Source organism: Pseudomonas sp. NPDC087029 (assembly GCF_044745345.1).
In the GTDB taxonomy this organism is placed as follows: domain Bacteria; phylum Pseudomonadota; class Gammaproteobacteria; order Pseudomonadales; family Pseudomonadaceae; genus Aquipseudomonas; species Aquipseudomonas faucium.
Window position 1 is genome coordinate 1 of the sequence record NZ_JBIVAB010000003.1, and the last position, 15,006, is coordinate 15,006.

At 64.2% G+C, this 15,006-nt stretch carries 13 protein-coding genes and 1 tRNA gene; 7 read left to right on the plus strand and 7 right to left on the minus strand.

The features are described 5' to 3' along the window. Positions 1–112: 112 nt before the first annotated feature. The 3 genes from ACIPG5_RS05840 to bkdR form a co-directional block, all read right to left on the minus strand. Positions 113–1,453, minus strand: coding sequence for an MFS transporter (locus tag ACIPG5_RS05840; RefSeq protein WP_401373770.1), 1,341 nt, complete (start codon positions 1,451–1,453; stop codon positions 113–115). A 128-nt stretch (positions 1,454–1,581) separates the two neighbouring features. Next, on the minus strand, positions 1,582–2,823 hold the full coding sequence (locus tag ACIPG5_RS05845; RefSeq protein ID WP_401374211.1) for a glutamine synthetase family protein: 1,242 nt from the start codon (positions 2,821–2,823) through the stop codon (positions 1,582–1,584). A gap of 180 nt (positions 2,824–3,003) precedes the next feature. Continuing rightward, positions 3,004–3,489 (minus strand): Bkd operon transcriptional regulator BkdR, encoded by a 486-nt coding sequence (gene bkdR, locus ACIPG5_RS05850; protein ID WP_008098689.1) that lies wholly within the window; start codon positions 3,487–3,489, stop codon positions 3,004–3,006. A gap of 197 nt (positions 3,490–3,686) precedes the next feature. Between bkdR and ACIPG5_RS05855 the strand changes: the two genes are divergently transcribed. From ACIPG5_RS05855 to lpdA, 4 genes are read left to right on the plus strand one after another with little or no spacing between them, the layout of a single operon-like run. Then, complete coding sequence (locus ACIPG5_RS05855) at positions 3,687–4,919, plus strand: 3-methyl-2-oxobutanoate dehydrogenase (2-methylpropanoyl-transferring) subunit alpha (RefSeq protein ID WP_176515788.1); 1,233 nt, start codon at positions 3,687–3,689, stop codon at positions 4,917–4,919. A gap of 1 nt (position 4,920) precedes the next feature. Beyond that, positions 4,921–5,979 carry an alpha-ketoacid dehydrogenase subunit beta gene (locus ACIPG5_RS05860; protein ID WP_176515786.1) on the plus strand — a complete coding sequence of 353 codons (1,059 nt, stop codon included), beginning with the start codon at positions 4,921–4,923 and terminating at the stop codon, positions 5,977–5,979. Then, a complete protein-coding gene (locus ACIPG5_RS05865; protein WP_236236385.1) occupies positions 5,980–7,254 on the plus strand; it encodes a dihydrolipoamide acetyltransferase family protein in 1,275 nt (424 codons plus the stop codon). Positions 7,255–7,256: 2 nt separating this feature from the next. Then, positions 7,257–8,636: a dihydrolipoyl dehydrogenase gene (lpdA, locus tag ACIPG5_RS05870; RefSeq protein ID WP_401373773.1), complete on the plus strand. Its 1,380-nt coding sequence runs from the start codon at positions 7,257–7,259 to the stop codon at positions 8,634–8,636. Between the two features lie 61 nt (positions 8,637–8,697). Here the strand turns inward: lpdA and ACIPG5_RS05875 are convergent, their stop codons facing one another. Next, a complete protein-coding gene (locus tag ACIPG5_RS05875; RefSeq protein WP_401373775.1) occupies positions 8,698–9,696 on the minus strand; it encodes a diguanylate cyclase domain-containing protein in 999 nt (332 codons plus the stop codon). Positions 9,697–9,903: 207 nt separating this feature from the next. On the opposite strand from ACIPG5_RS05875, the gene ACIPG5_RS05880 reads away from it, so the two are divergent. Both ACIPG5_RS05880 and ACIPG5_RS05885 read left to right on the plus strand, forming a co-directional pair. Beyond that, positions 9,904–10,467 carry a hypothetical protein gene (locus tag ACIPG5_RS05880; protein WP_401373777.1) on the plus strand — a complete coding sequence of 188 codons (564 nt, stop codon included), beginning with the start codon at positions 9,904–9,906 and terminating at the stop codon, positions 10,465–10,467. A 131-nt stretch (positions 10,468–10,598) separates the two neighbouring features. Next, entirely contained in the window at positions 10,599–11,570 is a 972-nt protein-coding gene (locus ACIPG5_RS05885) for an endonuclease (protein ID WP_401373779.1), read from the plus strand. Positions 11,571–11,641: 71 nt separating this feature from the next. Here ACIPG5_RS05885 and ACIPG5_RS05890 read toward each other — a convergent pair. Then, a tRNA-Arg gene (locus ACIPG5_RS05890) sits at positions 11,642–11,718 on the minus strand. Between the two features lie 109 nt (positions 11,719–11,827). After that, positions 11,828–12,415 carry a phosphonate metabolism protein/1,5-bisphosphokinase (PRPP-forming) PhnN gene (phnN, locus tag ACIPG5_RS05895; protein WP_401373781.1) on the minus strand — a complete coding sequence of 196 codons (588 nt, stop codon included), beginning with the start codon at positions 12,413–12,415 and terminating at the stop codon, positions 11,828–11,830. A gap of 345 nt (positions 12,416–12,760) precedes the next feature. Between phnN and ACIPG5_RS05900 the strand changes: the two genes are divergently transcribed. Further along, positions 12,761–13,087: an Arc family DNA-binding protein gene (locus tag ACIPG5_RS05900; RefSeq protein ID WP_003254499.1), complete on the plus strand. Its 327-nt coding sequence runs from the start codon at positions 12,761–12,763 to the stop codon at positions 13,085–13,087. A 91-nt stretch (positions 13,088–13,178) separates the two neighbouring features. Here ACIPG5_RS05900 and mgtE read toward each other — a convergent pair whose 3' ends face one another. Continuing rightward, a complete protein-coding gene (mgtE, locus tag ACIPG5_RS05905; protein ID WP_176515773.1) occupies positions 13,179–14,621 on the minus strand; it encodes a magnesium transporter in 1,443 nt (480 codons plus the stop codon). Positions 14,622–15,006 lie beyond the last annotated feature (385 nt).

Genomic DNA, 15,006 nt, shown 5'->3' on the forward strand with positions numbered 1-15,006 from the left:
GGCACCTCGGGCTAACAGCTTGCCATTCACCGCTCTCACTCTAGATCTTATCCCCTCATGCAGACACAAGCGGGCTTGCCCCGCGAAGAGGCCGGCACAGGCACACACAAACTCAAACCGATTTGCTGACTTCTCCCGACTGCGCTGTTTCAGCAGGCTCAGCCTTCTCTTCCACCTCGGTATCCTCGGCCGCCACCGGCGCCTGCATCACATCCTGCACGGTCTGCTCATCCACCCGTGGGTCGAGCGCGGCCGACAAGGGCGAACCCGCCGCCGGCATCGCCACGTGCCCCAGCGGCGCATCCTGCACCTGGTGCAGGCCGGTAACCGCTTTCGGCCGAATGCGCCACACCAGCACCAACGCGAAGAACACGAAGAAGGCATAGAGCATCTGAGGGCCCAGCACCTTCATCAGCACCCCCGCCGCCAGCGGCCCGATGCACGCCCCCACGCCATAGGTGACCAGCAGCATGGCCGTCAGCGAAACCCGCCGCTCGCTCTCCACATGGTCATTGGAAAACGCCACCGCCAATGGGTACAGGCAGAACTGCAGCAAAGAAATCACGAAGCCGACGCCAAACAGCAACTCCAGCGGCACGCTGGGCAGGATCGCCAGCGGCGCCGCAGCCAGTGCCAGCCCCACCGCCACGCTGCGGATCAGCACCGCCCGGTCGTAACGGTCGGACAACCAGCCCAGCGGCCACTGCACCACCAGCCCGGCGAAGATACAACAGCCCATGAACAGACCGATCTGCTCGGTAGACAGCCCTTGGCTCGAGGCATACAGCGGCGCCAGGCCGTAGAACGAGCCGACGATCAACCCCGAGCCCAGCACCGTGCTCAGCGACTGCGGCACCCGCTTGATGAAGAACTTCGGCTCCATCGGCGCCGGGCGCAAGGGCGCCGGGTGAATGCGCCGGGTCATCGCCACCGGCACCAGGCACAGGGCGAAGCACATGGCAACCAGCATCAGCAGCTCCGGGCCAAGCTCTGGGTGCACTACCAGGATCAGCTGGCCAAGCACCAGCCCCAGGTAGGAGGCGATCATGTAGCCGCTGAACACCGCGCCGCGGTGCTTGGCGTCGGCCTGCTCGTTGAGCCAGCTTTCGATGACCATGTACTGGCACATCATCCCCAGGCCCACGATCATCCGCAGCCCGACCCAGGCTGGCAGCCAGCTGGTCAGGCCATGGCCGAGCACCGCCGCGCCGACGATACCGGCGCAGGTGGCATAGGCGCGGATGTGCCCGACCCGGCCGATCAGGCGGTGGCCGACCTTGCCGCCCACGGCCAGGCCAAAGTAGTTGGCTGCCATCAAGGCGCCGACCCACAGGCTGTCGACGTGATCGGCCGCCAGGCGCAGGGCCAGGTAGGTACTGAGCAGGCCCGAGCCGATCAGCATCATCAAGGCAGCGAAATACAGCGACTGAAAGGGCTTCCAGATGTTTCGCATACGTCCCCTCGGGCTCCCTGGTCAGGTGGCGTTGGCCTTGGCAAGCATAAAAGCAAATGCGCCGCGGCGCAGGCCCCCTTGAACGAAATACTTGGCCTGCGGCGCATCCAGTGGTGGTTGTGTCGCGATCAGGCCTGCGCCGCCAGAACCCGCCGCTCCCACGGCGTGATCTCGTCGAAGAAGTCGGTCAGCTCCAGGGTCTTGCTGGCAACGTAACCTTCGATGAACTCGCTGCCGAACAGTTCCCGCGCCAGGCTGCTGGCCTTCAGGCGCTCCAGCGCCGCGTGCAGCGTGCACGGCAGGCTCAAGGCCGGCGGCACTTCAAACTCACCCTGGATGGCCGGTGCCGGCTGCAGCCGCTGCTCGATGCCGTGCAGGCCGGCGGCAAGGCTGGCGGCAATGGCCAGGTAGGGGTTGGCGTCGGCGCCGGGCAGGCGGTTTTCCACGCGCCGCGCCACGGGGGCGCTGGCCGGGATACGCAGGCCGGCGGCACGGTTGTCGTGCGACCAGCAGGCGTTGTTCGGCGAGGCATAGGGGCGGCACAGGCGCTGGTAGGAGTTGACGTTGGGTGCGAACAGCGCGGTGAAGTCGGCCATGCAGGCCTGCAGGCCACCGATGAAGTGGTGGAAGATATCGGTCGGCTGGCCTTGCTCGTCACTGAACACGTTACGCCCGCTGGCAATCTCGACCAGGCTCTGGTGGATGTGCATGGAGCTGCCAGGCGTGTGCGCCAGCGGCTTGGCCATGCACACCACGATCAGGCCGTGCTTGAGCGCCACTTCCTTGAGCAGGTGCTTGAACAGGAACGTCTGGTCGGCCAGCAGCAATGGGTCGCCGTGCAGCAGGTTGATCTCGAACTGGCTGACGCCCATCTCGTGCATGAAGGTATCGCGCGGCAGGCCCAGCGCCGCCATGCACTGGTACACCTCCTGGAAGAACGGTCGCAGGCCGTTGTTGGAGCTGACGCTGAAGGCCGAATGGCCGAGCTCGCGGCGCCCGTCCTTGCCCAAAGGCGGCTGAAAGGGCTGCTGCGGGTCGCTGTTGGGGGCGAAGACGAAGAACTCGAGCTCGGTCGCCACCACCGGTGCCAGGCCAAGGGCGGCGTAGCGGGCGATCACCGCCTTGAGCTGGCCGCGGGTGGACAAGGCCGAGGAGCGGCCATCCAGCTCGACGGCATCGCAGATGGCCAGGGCCAGGCCCTCTTCGCTCCAGGGCAGGCGGTGGACCTGCGTGGGCTCGGCCACCAGCGCCAGGTCGCCATCGTCACTGCCGTAGAAGCGTGCCGGCGGGTAGCCGCCCATGATGCATTGCAGCAAAACGCCACGGGCCATCTGCAGGCGCCGGCCTTCGGCAAAACCCTCGGCGGTCATCACCTTGCCACGGGGCACGCCATTGAGGTCGGGGGTGATGCATTCGATCTGGTCGATGCCCTGCAGGCGTTCGGCGAGGGGGCGTTGGGCGGCGGTGGTCATGACGCTTGTCCTTGTTGTTATAGGCTGGCAACAACATAGGCTGGCGGTGTTTAAAATATCAAGCGCCCTGCGTTGGCCCTATTCGCGCAAGGTCATGCCATTGGCGGGCAGCGGCAGCGCCGTCTTGTAGCGCACCTGCTTGAGGGCAAAGCTGGAGCGGATGTTGGCCACCCCCGGCAAGCGCGTCAGGTAGTCGAGAAACCGCTCCAGCGCCTGGATGCTCGGCAACAGCACCCGCAGCAGGTAATCCGGGTCTCCCGTCATCAGGTAGCACTCCATCACCTCGGGCCGCTCGGCGATCTCTTCCTCGAAGCGATGCAGCGCCTGCTCCACCTGTTTCTCCAGGCTGACATGGATGAACACATTGACATCCAGGCCCAGCACTTCCGGCGACAGCAGGGTCACCTGCTGGCGAATCACGCCCAGTTCCTCCATGGCCTTGACCCGGTTGAAGCACGGTGTGGGCGAGAGGTTCACCGAACGCGCCAGCTCCGCGTTGGTGATGCGAGCGTTGTCCTGCAGGCTGTTGAGAATGCCGATATCGGTACGATCGAGTTTGCGCATGAGACAAAATCACCGGTTTCTTATGTTTATGCAGAATATTTATCTGCACTGCTTCGCAAAGGCAATCAACTTGAGAGAAAAATTCTCCCGGGCTGTCTCTACTATGTAATTGACGCTGACCTGCCAGTCACAAGCCGGTACTCAGCGGCGACCGCTTCAGAGCTCACAAAAACAACACCCGAGCGAGCGTAAAAAGCATGAACGAGTACGCCCCCCTGCGTTTGCATGTGCCCGAGCCCACCGGCCGGCCAGGCTGCCAGACCGATTTCTCCTACCTGCGTCTGAACGATGCCGGTCAAGTTCGCAAGCCCCCGATCGATGTCGATGCCGCCGACACCGCCGACCTGTCTTCCAGCCTGGTCCGCGTGCTCGACGAGCACGGCAATGCCCTGGGCCCCTGGGCCGAGGGCATCGACCCCGAGATCCTGCGCCAAGGCATGCGCGCCATGCTCAAGACGCGCATCTTCGACAGCCGCATGGTGGTTGCCCAGCGCCAGAAGAAAATGTCCTTCTACATGCAGAGCCTGGGCGAGGAAGCCATCGGCAGCGCCCAGGCCCTGGCCCTGAACCGCACCGACATGTGCTTCCCCACCTACCGCCAGCAGAGCATCCTGATGGCCCGCGACGTGTCGCTGGTGGAGATGATCTGCCAGCTGCTGTCCAACGAGCGCGACCCGCTCAAGGGCCGCCAGCTGCCGATCATGTATTCGGTGCGCGAGGCCGGCTTCTTCACCATCAGCGGCAACCTGGCGACGCAGTTCGTGCAGGCGGTCGGCTGGGCCATGGCCTCGGCGATCAAGGGCGATACCAAGATCGCCTCGGCCTGGATCGGTGACGGCGCCACCGCCGAATCCGACTTCCACACCGCCCTGACCTTCGCCCACGTGTACCGCGCCCCGGTGATCCTCAACGTGGTCAACAACCAGTGGGCGATCTCCACCTTCCAGGCCATCGCCGGCGGTGAGTCGACCACCTTCGCCGCCCGTGGCGTAGGCTGCGGCATCGCCTCCCTGCGCGTGGACGGCAACGATTTCGTCGCCGTGTACGCCGCCTCGCGCTGGGCCGCAGAACGCGCCCGCCGTGGCCTGGGCCCGTGCCTGATCGAATGGGTCACCTACCGCGCAGGCCCGCACTCGACTTCCGACGACCCCTCCAAGTACCGCCCTGCCGATGACTGGAGCCACTTCCCGCTGGGCGACCCGATCGTTCGCCTGAAGCAGCACCTGATCAACATCGGCCAGTGGTCCGAGGAAGAACACCAGGCGGTCACCGCCGAGTTCGAGGCCGCGGTCATCGCCGCGCAGAAGGAGGCCGAACAGTACGGCACCTTGGCCAACGGCCACATCCCGAGCGCGGCCTCGATGTTCGAGGACGTGTACAAGGAGATGCCCGACCACCTGCGCCGTCAGCGCCAGGAACTGGGGGTTTGAGATGAACGACCACAACAACAGCATCAAACCGGAAACCGCCATGGCCACCACCACCATGACCATGATCCAGGCCCTGCGCTCGGCCATGGATGTCATGCTCGAGCGCGACGACGACGTGGTGATCTACGGCCAGGACGTCGGCTACTTCGGCGGCGTGTTCCGCTGCACCGAAGGCCTGCAGAACAAGTACGGCAAGTCGCGCGTGTTCGACGCGCCGATCTCCGAGAGCGGCATCGTCGGCACTGCCGTGGGCATGGGCGCCTACGGCCTGCGGCCGGTGGTGGAAATCCAGTTCGCCGACTACTTCTACCCGGCCTCCGACCAGATCGTCTCGGAAATGGCGCGCCTGCGCTATCGCTCGGCCGGCGAGTTCATCTCCCCGCTGACCCTGCGCATGCCCTGCGGCGGCGGCATCTATGGCGGCCAGACCCACAGCCAGAGCCCCGAGGCGATGTTCACCCAGGTGTGCGGCCTGCGCACGGTGATGCCGTCCAACCCGTATGACGCCAAGGGCCTGTTGATCGCCTCGATCGAATGCGACGACCCGGTGATCTTCCTCGAGCCCAAGCGCCTGTACAACGGCCCGTTCGACGGCCACCACGACCGCCCGGTGACGCCGTGGTCCAAGCACCCGCAAAGCGCGGTGCCGGACGGCTACTACACGGTGCCGCTGGACAAGGCGGCGATCACCCGCCCCGGCAACGATGTCACCGTGCTGACCTACGGCACCACGGTCTACGTGGCCCAGGTGGCTGCCGAGGAAACCGGCGTCGACGCCGAAGTCATCGACCTGCGCAGCCTATGGCCGCTGGACCTGGAAACCATCGTCGCCTCGGTGAAGAAGACCGGCCGCTGCGTGGTGGTGCATGAAGCCACGCGCACCTGCGGCTTCGGTGCCGAACTGGTGTCGCTGGTGCAGGAGCATTGCTTCCATCACCTCGAAGCGCCGATCGAGCGCGTCACCGGCTGGGACACCCCTTACCCGCACGCACAGGAATGGGCGTATTTCCCAGGCCCTTCGCGGGTAGGTGCGGCATTGAAACGGGTCATGGAGGTCTGAATGGGCACGCACGTCATCAAGATGCCGGACATTGGCGAAGGCATCGCGCAGGTCGAGCTGGTGGAATGGTTCGTCAAGGTCGGCGATGTGATCGCCGAGGACCAGGTGGTGGCCGATGTCATGACCGACAAGGCCACCGTGGAAATCCCCTCGCCGGTCAGTGGCAAGGTGCTGGCCCTGGGTGGCCAGCCCGGTGAAGTGATGGCGGTCGGCAGCGAGCTGATCCGCATCGAGGTCGAAGGCAGCGGCAACCACGTGGATGTGCCGCAGGCCAAGCCGGTGGAGGCCCAGGCTGCCCCGGTGGTCGCCAAGGAACAACCGCGCGTCGAAGCGCAACCGCTGGCCAGCCAGCCAGCCCCGGCCACCTACAGCGCCGCGCCGATCGTGCCGCGCCAGGCCGACGAAAAACCGCTGGCCTCCCCCGCCGTGCGCAAGCGCGCGCTGGATGCCGGCATCGAACTGCGCTACGTGCATGGCAGCGGCCCGGCCGGGCGCATCCTGCACGAAGACCTCGACGCCTTCATCAGCAAGCCGCAGAGCCCTGCGGGCCAGGCGCCGAGCGGCTATGCCAAGCGTACCGACAGCGAGCAGGTGCAGGTGATCGGCCTGCGCCGCAAGATCGCCCAGCGCATGCAGGATGCCAAACGCCGCGTGGCACACTTCAGCTACGTCGAGGAAATCGACGTCACCGCCCTGGAAGCTTTGCGCCAGCAGCTCAACAGCAAGCACGGCGACAGCCGCGGCAAGCTGACCCTGCTGCCGTTTTTGGTGCGCGCCCTGGTCGTGGCCCTGCGCGACTTCCCGCAGATCAACGCCACCTACGACGACGAAGCCCAGGTCATCACCCGCCACGGCGCGGTGCATGTGGGCATCGCCACCCAAGGTGACAACGGCCTGATGGTGCCGGTGCTGCGCCATGCCGAAGCCGGCAGCCTGTGGGGCAACGCCAGCGAGATCGCCCGCCTGGCCAACGCCGCGCGCAACAACAAGGCCAGCCGCGAAGAGCTGTCCGGCTCGACCATCACCCTGACCAGCCTCGGCGCACTGGGTGGCATCGTCAGCACCCCGGTGGTCAACACCCCGGAGGTGGCGATCGTCGGCGTCAACCGCATGGTCGAGCGGCCGATGGTGATCGATGGCCAGATCGTGATCCGCAAGATGATGAACCTGTCCAGCTCGTTCGACCACCGGGTGGTCGATGGCATGGATGCCGCGCTGTTCATCCAGGCCGTGCGCGGCCTGCTTGAGCAACCTGCCTGCCTGTTCGTGGAGTGAGCATGCCCCAGACTATCGACACCACCCTGCTGATCATCGGTGGCGGCCCCGGCGGCTACGTGGCCGCCATCCGCGCCGGGCAGCTGGGCATCCCCACCGTGCTGGTCGAGGGCCAGGCCCTGGGCGGCACCTGCCTGAACGTCGGCTGCATCCCGTCCAAGGCGCTGATCCATGTGGCCGAGCAGTTCCACCAGACTTCACGCTACAGCGGCGCATCCGAACTGGGCATCAGCGTATCGTCGCCGCGCCTGGACATCAGCCGCAGCGTGGCCTGGAAGGACGGCATCGTCGACCGCCTGACCACAGGCGTTGCGGCCCTCTTGAAAAAGCATGGGGTCAAGGTGATCCACGGTTGGGCGAAGATCCTCGACGGCAAGCACGTGGAGGTAGACGGCCAGCGTATCCAGTGCGAGCACCTGCTGCTGGCCACCGGCTCGAACAGCGTCGAGCTGCCCATGCTGCCGCTGGGCGGGCCGGTCATCTCCTCCACCGAAGCCCTGGCGCCCAAAGCCTTGCCCAAGCACCTGGTGGTGGTGGGCGGCGGCTACATCGGCCTGGAGCTGGGCATCGCCTACCGCAAGCTGGGCGCCGAAGTCAGCGTGGTGGAAGCGCGCGAGCGCATCCTGCCCAGCTATGACAGCGAGCTCACCGCGCCGGTGATGGATGCCTTGAAGAAGCTGGGCATCGCCCTGCACCTGGGGCACAGCGTGGAAGGTTACAGCGACGGCTGCCTGCTGGCCCGCGATGGCCAGGGCGCGCAGTTGCGCCTGGAGGCCGACCAGGTGCTGGTGGCCGTGGGCCGCCGACCGCGCACCCAGGGCTTCAACCTTGAGTGCCTGGACCTGAAGATGAATGGCGCCGCGATTGCCATCGACCCGCATTGCCAGACCAGCATGCGCAATGTCTGGGCCATCGGCGACGTGGCCGGCGAGCCGATGCTGGCCCACCGGGCCATGGCGCAAGGCGAGATGGTGGCAGAAATCATCGCCGGCAAGGCGCGACGCTTCGAGCCGGCTGCCATTGCCGCGGTGTGCTTCACCGACCCCGAGGTGGTGGTGGTCGGCCAGACGCCCGAACAGGCCAGCCAGCAAGGCCTGGACTGCATCGTCGCGCAGTTCCCGTTTGCCGCCAATGGCCGGGCGATGAGCCTGGAAGCGAAAAGCGGTTTCGTCAGGGTGGTGGCGCGGCGCGACAACCACCTGATCGTGGGCTGGCAGGCGGTGGGTGTGGCGGTTTCGGAGTTGTCCACGGCCTTTGCCCAGTCCCTGGAGATGGGCGCGCGGCTGGAGGATGTGGCCGGCACCATCCACGCCCACCCGACCTTGGGTGAGGCAGTACAGGAAGCGGCATTGCGCGCGCTGGGGCACGCCCTGCATATCTGACACTGAAGCGGCTGTGGCCGATTTGGCCCGCGGCGCCTGCCCAGGCACCGCGGGCATTTTTTTATTCGCAGATGGCGTTCTTGCCAGCGCCCTTGGCCCGGAACAACGCGCCATCCGCCCGCGCCAATAGCTCACGCGGGGTCTCTCCCGCCCGCCACTTCACTACCCCATAACTCAAGGTCAGCGCATCCTCCCCCACCGGCTCGACGCGCGCTATCGCACATCGCAGCCTGGCCGCACTCTCGAGGGCTTCACGCAACGAGGCCAGCGGCAAGACGACGACGAACGCGTCACCGCCCCAACGGGCCAGCAAATCGTGTTCGCGCAGGCAGCCACGCAGCGCTTCGACGATCTGCACCAACGCCGCATCGCCACGCACATGACCATGGCGATCATTGATCGCCTTGAAATCATCAACATCCATGACAATCACAGCGAGCAACTGGTGAAAACGCTGGGCGCGCTCGCACGCCTTGTGCAGCATCTTCTCGAGGCTGTAGCGGTTGGCGATGCCGGTCAGCGCGTCACGCTCTGCCAGTTCACGGTTCTCGTCGAGCTGGCGTTGCAGCTGCTGGTTGACCCACGACAGCTCGCGGGTATGTTCGGCGACCAGGGTTTCCAGCGACAGGTTCTTCTGCTGCAGCTCGGCCAGCAGGCGCTTGCTGGCGTCGATATTGCGGTGCGCCCCGAGAATGCGTGCCACCGAGCCGTCCTGGTTGCGTTCGATGACAGAGCCTGTGTCCTCGATCCACAGGTAGCTGCCGTCCTGGCACAGGCAGCGGTATTCGATGAGGTAGCGCTCGTTGCGCCGCTGGATGTAGGCCTCGAAGCTCGCCATCACCCGTGGATAATCCTCGGGGTGGATCACGCTCTCCCAGGTCAGCAAGGTATTGGCCATGGAATGGCTGGCATAGCCGAGCATGGCGTACCAGCCAGGGCTGCGATAGACATAGCCGGTGTTGACATGCCAGTCCCAGACGCCATCGCTGATCAACTCGAACAGCGTGTGCAACTGCTGTTCGCTGAAACCGGCGGGTGTCGGCCTTGACTGCTCACTCATGGACGCTCTCCCTGATGTCCCACTGCTGCACTGCGATCAAGCGGCGCTCATGTTTGCCGCAGGCGGCAAGCTTGTGCCCCTGGCAGGCAAGGATATTCCGAGCAGTTTGCCATCAGAATGAATGCACTGCCCTACTTTCCTGGCCCAAAGTGCCTGGCATGGGTTTTGCCCCTCTCACCGGGTTTCGTACCATCCAAGGAGGAGAACATGGCAATCACCCTCAATGGCCTGGGCTGGGCCACCGTGCAGCACCAGCAGCGCATCGACCCGCAACAGGCTCAGCCCGAAGGCGTGGCGTTCCGCGCGCCGCTGGCCGCCAGCAACGCGTCTGCGCAGCAGCAGGGCCAAGGCAGCACCGCGCAGCAAGAGGCTGACGATGCCCGCGCCGAAGCCTTTGCCAAGCTCAAGGTCATGCTGCAGAACCCTGACCTTGCCGCCCGCCAGCAGGCAGGCACCAGTACCCAGGAAACCCGCACGGCGGTGCAGGACTTCCGCGACTACATGGCCAAGTCGCCGGAGGAGAAGATCAAGGAAAAGATCCTTCAGGAGCTGGGCATGACCGCCGATGAGTATGACGCCTTGCCGCCGGAGCAGCAGATGAAGGTCGACCAGCAGGTTGCCCAGCGCATGAAAGAGGACGTCGAGCTGAAGACCCAGGCCAAGCTGGAGCTGCAGGCGCTGCATGCCGAGCACGCGCGCCAGGGCACCGACCTTGCGCCAGCGCAAGGCATCGACGAGCGCGAACAAGCGCTGCAGGCCAGCCAGGCCTGAGCGCATGGGGTGGCCAGTGCAAGGCTGGCTGCCCCGTTGTAGGCGCGTTGCGTGAAGCCTGCAGGACATTTCTTCCCACATCCTCGGCTCCCCGTATAATCCCGCGCCCACCCCTCCAATGATGTTGTCTCATGAAGAAACTGCTGTACGTCGTAACCCTCGCCCTCGCCGTCATTCCCAGCGCCTTTGCCACCCCGCCCGCGACCTTCACCGAAGCCAAGGTCGTTGCCAAGCAGAAGGTCTACCTCGACCAGGCCAGCAGCGCCATGGGCGACCTGTACTGTGGCTGCAAGTGGACCTGGGTCGGCAAGTCCGGTGGCCGCGTGGACCTCAAGTCCTGCGGTTACCAGACCCGCAAGCTGCAGACCCGCGCCGAACGCACCGAGTGGGAGCACATCGTGCCGGCCTGGACCTTCGGCCACCAACGCCAGTGCTGGCAGAACGGCGGGCGCGAGCATTGCGTCGACACCGACCCCACCTTCCGCGCCATGGAAGCCGACTTGTTCAATCTCTACCCTTCCGTGGGCGAAGTGAACGGCGACCGCAGCAACTTCAACTACGGCATGGTCTCGGGCGTCGCCCCGCAATACGGCCAGTGCACCACCAAGGTCGATTTCCAGCAGAAAGCCGCAGAACCGCGCGATGAAGTGAAGGGCCTGGTGGCGCGCACCACGTTCTACATGTTCGACCGCTACCAGCTGAGCATGTCGCGCCAGCAGCAACAGCTGCTGATGGCCTGGGACAAGCAGCACCCGGTGTCTGCCTGGGAAAAGCAACGTGACCAGCGCATCGCCCGGATCATGGGGCACTCCAACCCGTTCGTCAGCGGCGAGCGCACCTGGACGCTCGGCTACAAGCCTGCCGGCGCTTTTGACGTAGCCACCGCTCCAGGCCCGAAAACGCCAGCCAAACCTGTACCCCAGCCGACCCTGGCCAGCGCTGTGACCGAGGGGGCAATCATCGGCAACCGCAATAGCCACGTGTACCACCTGGCCAACGGCTGCCCGGGGTACAGCCAGGTGGCGCAGAAGAACCAGGTAGCGTTCGACAGTGAAGCGCAGGCGCAGGCGGCGGGGTATCGCAAGGCGGGGAACTGCAAGTAGCCGAAGGCCGAATCACGCCATGGCTTGCTGAGTGAGCCATGGTGGCGTTGGTGGCGCAGGGCTTGAATGCATGGCGTCCCAGGGCAGGTTCGAACTGCCAACCTTCCCCTTAGGAGGGGGATGCTCTATCCAATTGAGCTACTGAGACACAAGAACCGGCAACGAATGCTGCGCGGCTGGACGGCAAGCATGTTAACCAGCACGCTGCCGTTTGTCAGCCTCAATCGGGCTTTTTGCCCGTAGCTTTTTTCCGCCCCTCACGCGATCAGCTTTTCCGCGCGCAACAAGGCGAGCAACGCGGCCACCGCCGCATCCAGCGCCCCCGAGTTGTCCAGCAGGTGCACGGGGGCATCGCCATCAACCTGCATGGCCGCGTTGCGCGCCAGGCGCTGGTCGATTTCCTGCAGGGTTTCTCGCCCTCTGGCGAGCAGGCGCTCACGCAGTACCTGCGGCTTTACCACCAGGCACACGGCCAGCAAATCGGGGTAGCGCAGGCGCGCCTGGGGCAGATAGGCACGCGAGCCGTTGACCAGTACCGGGCGCCCTTGCGCCAGCCACTGGTCCACCTGCGCCGGAATGCCGTAGTCCAGCCCGTTGGCGCGCCAGTGCATGGCAAAGTCGCCCGCCGCACGCAGCGTTTCGAAGCGCTCGGGGGTAACGCCATGGGCGTCTTCACCCTTGGCTTCGGCAGAGCGGGTGATGACCCGGCGGGCAATTTCCACCCCCGCCGCAGCCAGCTGCGCACGCGCTGCATCAATCAGGGAATCTTTCCCTGAACCGGAGGGTCCTATCAGAAATATCAGGCGGCCTGAGGCTTCACCTTGGACGCTTGCGTCATGTTGCATAGCCACTATGCTCTATGAAAGGAAACCCGGGCATTTTAGGTGTTTTCCCTACCCTTTGCTGCGTTTTACGGGTTTTTGACGGCAAAGGGCTGACGCGATGGCTGGGCGGATGATGTAAAACTTTTCAAACCAGTACTCATTTCTGATAATTGGTACTGGCAAAAAGCCTGTATCCGGCTCACTATTTGTCACAGAATTGACGCCAAGGAAACGGCGACCATGAGGCAAGATGAGCACCAAATTTATCTGACGGTTGAACATTTTGTCGTCGCCACGGTCGTACCACCATCCCGTGCGGCCAATTTGAGAACCGCTTCCCCCTGAACCAAAAACCGGTCAATTTATATGCGCCCAATGAAACAGGCTATTTATTCGAGCCGCACCGCTGACAAGTTCGTCGTCCGCCTGCCAGACGGAATGCGTGAGCGCATTGCCGAGGTAGCGCGCAACCATCACCGCAGCATGAACTCCGAGATCATCGCGCGCCTGGAGCAGAGCCTTATCCAGGAAGGCGCGCTGGGCGACGAGCTGAGCATGCGCCTGGACAGCCCTGAGCTGTCGCTGCACGAGCGTGAGCTGCTGCAGCGCTTCCGCCAGCTCTCCCACCGACAGCAAAACGCATTGGTGGCCCTCATCGCTCACGACGTGGAAATGGCCGCCGACGCCTCCTGAGGCGTGTAGCGAGCACAAAAAAGCCAGCGCAAGCTGGCTTTTTTTATGGGTCTTTCGCGGCCTTGTCGCCGGCAAGCCGGCGCCCATGGGGTTACAGCAAGAAGATGGTGGCCAGGCCCAGGAAGATGAAGAAGCCGCCACTGTCGGTCACGGCCGTGATCATCACGCTCGAGCCCATCGCCGGGTCGCGGCCCAGGCGGGTCAGGGTCATCGGGATCAACACGCCCATGAAGGCTGCCAGCAGCAGGTTCAAGGTCATCGCCGCAGTCATCACCAGGCCCAGCGACCAACTGCCATACAACCAGAACGCCACCGCACCGATCACCCCACCCCAGATCAGGCCATTGAGCAGCGATACCGCCAGCTCCTTGCGCATCAGGCGGCTGGTATTGCCCGGCGACACCTGGTCCAGCGCCATGGCGCGAACGATCATGGTGATGGTCTGGTTACCGGAGTTGCCGCCGATACCGGCAACGATCGGCATCAGCGCCGCCAATGCCACCAGCTTCTCGATCGAGCCCTCGAACAGGCCGATCACGCGTGATGCCACAAAGGCGGTAATCAGGTTGATGGCAAGCCAGGCCCAACGGTTGCGCAGCGAACGCCAGACCGAGGCGAAGATGTCTTCTTCTTCGCGCAGGCCGGCCATGTTGAGGACTTCGCTTTCGCTCTCCTCACGAATCAGGTCGACCATTTCATCGATGGTCAGGCGGCCGATCAAGCGGTCGCTCTTGTCTACCACCGGCGCCGATACCAGGTCGTAACGCTCGAAAGCCTGAGCCGCGTCGTAGGCATCTTCCTCGGGGTGGAAGGATACCGGGTCGGTCGCCATGACCTCCGCTACCTTCTTCTCCGGGTCGTTGACCAGCAGGCGCTTGATCGGCAGCACACCCTTGAGGATGCCGTCGTAGTCGACCACGAACAGCTTGTCGGTGTGGTTGGGCAACTCCTTCAGGCGGCGCAGGTAGCGCAGCACCACTTCGAGGCTGACATCTTCGCGGATGGTGACCATCTCGAAGTCCATCAGCGCACCGATCTGCTCCTCGTCGTAGCTCAACGCCGAGCGCACGCGCTCGCGCTGCTGGGCATCGAGGCTTTCCATCAGCTCGTGAACGACGTCACGCGGCAGCTCAGGCGCCAGGTCGGCCAGTTCGTCGGCGTCCATTTCCTTCGCCGCAGCGAGGATTTCGTGATCGTCCATGTCGGCGATCAGCGATTGGCGGACGGCGTCGGATACTTCGAGGAGGATGTCGCCGTCGCGATCCGAGCGTACCAGCTGCCAGACCGTCAGGCGGTCTTCCAGGGGCAAGGCTTCGAGGATGTAGGCGACGTCTGCAGGGTGCAGGTCATCGAGCTTGCGCTGCAGCTCGACGAGATTCTGACGGTGGACGAGGCTTTCCACCCGGTCATGGTGATGACCTTCCTGACGGTGGGTCAGGTCCTCTACCACGCGCTGGCGCTGCAACAGTTCGACCACCTGGGCCAGGCGATCCTGCAGGCTCTCTTGAGCTTTCTTTACTTCTACTTCAGTCATAGGCGAACTCCACTCCCAGCAGCGGAGCACGCCGGGAGAATCAATCGGTCAGATCAATCTGTATAAAACTTGTTAAGGAGTAACTACTGGGTAAGTCCATGGTGGGATTCCACAAGCCCCGGCGGGGCTGACGGGCGCAATCATACACTGCCTAAGCTGTCAGATCGCTTAAAATTTTGGCCAGAACAATCGTTTGCGCGATAAAGCTAGGACACCGCTCGAAGCCAACAGTGCGACGCAGGCTGCCAAGCAAAGAACACATCCGCCGCGCAAAAGATGGCTGGGCCGGTTACTTTGCAGTCTAGTCAGGCATCACCGAGAATTCAGTGAAAACAGAAAACAAAAAGCCCGCTCAAATGAGCGGGCTTCTTGATGTATGGCGGAC

What these genes read in the sequence shown, in the direction of transcription:
- ACIPG5_RS05840 (WP_401373770.1), bottom strand. Translation starts at nt 1,453, where the DNA reads ATGCGAAACATCTGGAAGCCCTTTCAGTCGCTGTATTTCGCTGCCTTG.
- ACIPG5_RS05845 (WP_401374211.1), bottom strand. Translation starts at nt 2,823, where the DNA reads ATGACCGCCGAGGGTTTTGCCGAAGGCCGGCGCCTGCAGATGGCCCGT.
- bkdR (WP_008098689.1), bottom strand. Translation starts at nt 3,489, where the DNA reads ATGCGCAAACTCGATCGTACCGATATCGGCATTCTCAACAGCCTGCAG.
- ACIPG5_RS05855 (WP_176515788.1), top strand. Translation starts at nt 3,687, where the DNA reads ATGAACGAGTACGCCCCCCTGCGTTTGCATGTGCCCGAGCCCACCGGC.
- ACIPG5_RS05860 (WP_176515786.1), top strand. Translation starts at nt 4,921, where the DNA reads ATGAACGACCACAACAACAGCATCAAACCGGAAACCGCCATGGCCACC.
- ACIPG5_RS05865 (WP_236236385.1), top strand. Translation starts at nt 5,980, where the DNA reads ATGGGCACGCACGTCATCAAGATGCCGGACATTGGCGAAGGCATCGCG.
- lpdA (WP_401373773.1), top strand. Translation starts at nt 7,257, where the DNA reads ATGCCCCAGACTATCGACACCACCCTGCTGATCATCGGTGGCGGCCCC.
- ACIPG5_RS05875 (WP_401373775.1), bottom strand. Translation starts at nt 9,696, where the DNA reads ATGAGTGAGCAGTCAAGGCCGACACCCGCCGGTTTCAGCGAACAGCAG.
- ACIPG5_RS05880 (WP_401373777.1), top strand. Translation starts at nt 9,904, where the DNA reads ATGGCAATCACCCTCAATGGCCTGGGCTGGGCCACCGTGCAGCACCAG.
- ACIPG5_RS05885 (WP_401373779.1), top strand. Translation starts at nt 10,599, where the DNA reads ATGAAGAAACTGCTGTACGTCGTAACCCTCGCCCTCGCCGTCATTCCC.
- phnN (WP_401373781.1), bottom strand. Translation starts at nt 12,415, where the DNA reads ATGCAACATGACGCAAGCGTCCAAGGTGAAGCCTCAGGCCGCCTGATA.
- ACIPG5_RS05900 (WP_003254499.1), top strand. Translation starts at nt 12,761, where the DNA reads ATGCGCCCAATGAAACAGGCTATTTATTCGAGCCGCACCGCTGACAAG.
- mgtE (WP_176515773.1), bottom strand. Translation starts at nt 14,621, where the DNA reads ATGACTGAAGTAGAAGTAAAGAAAGCTCAAGAGAGCCTGCAGGATCGC.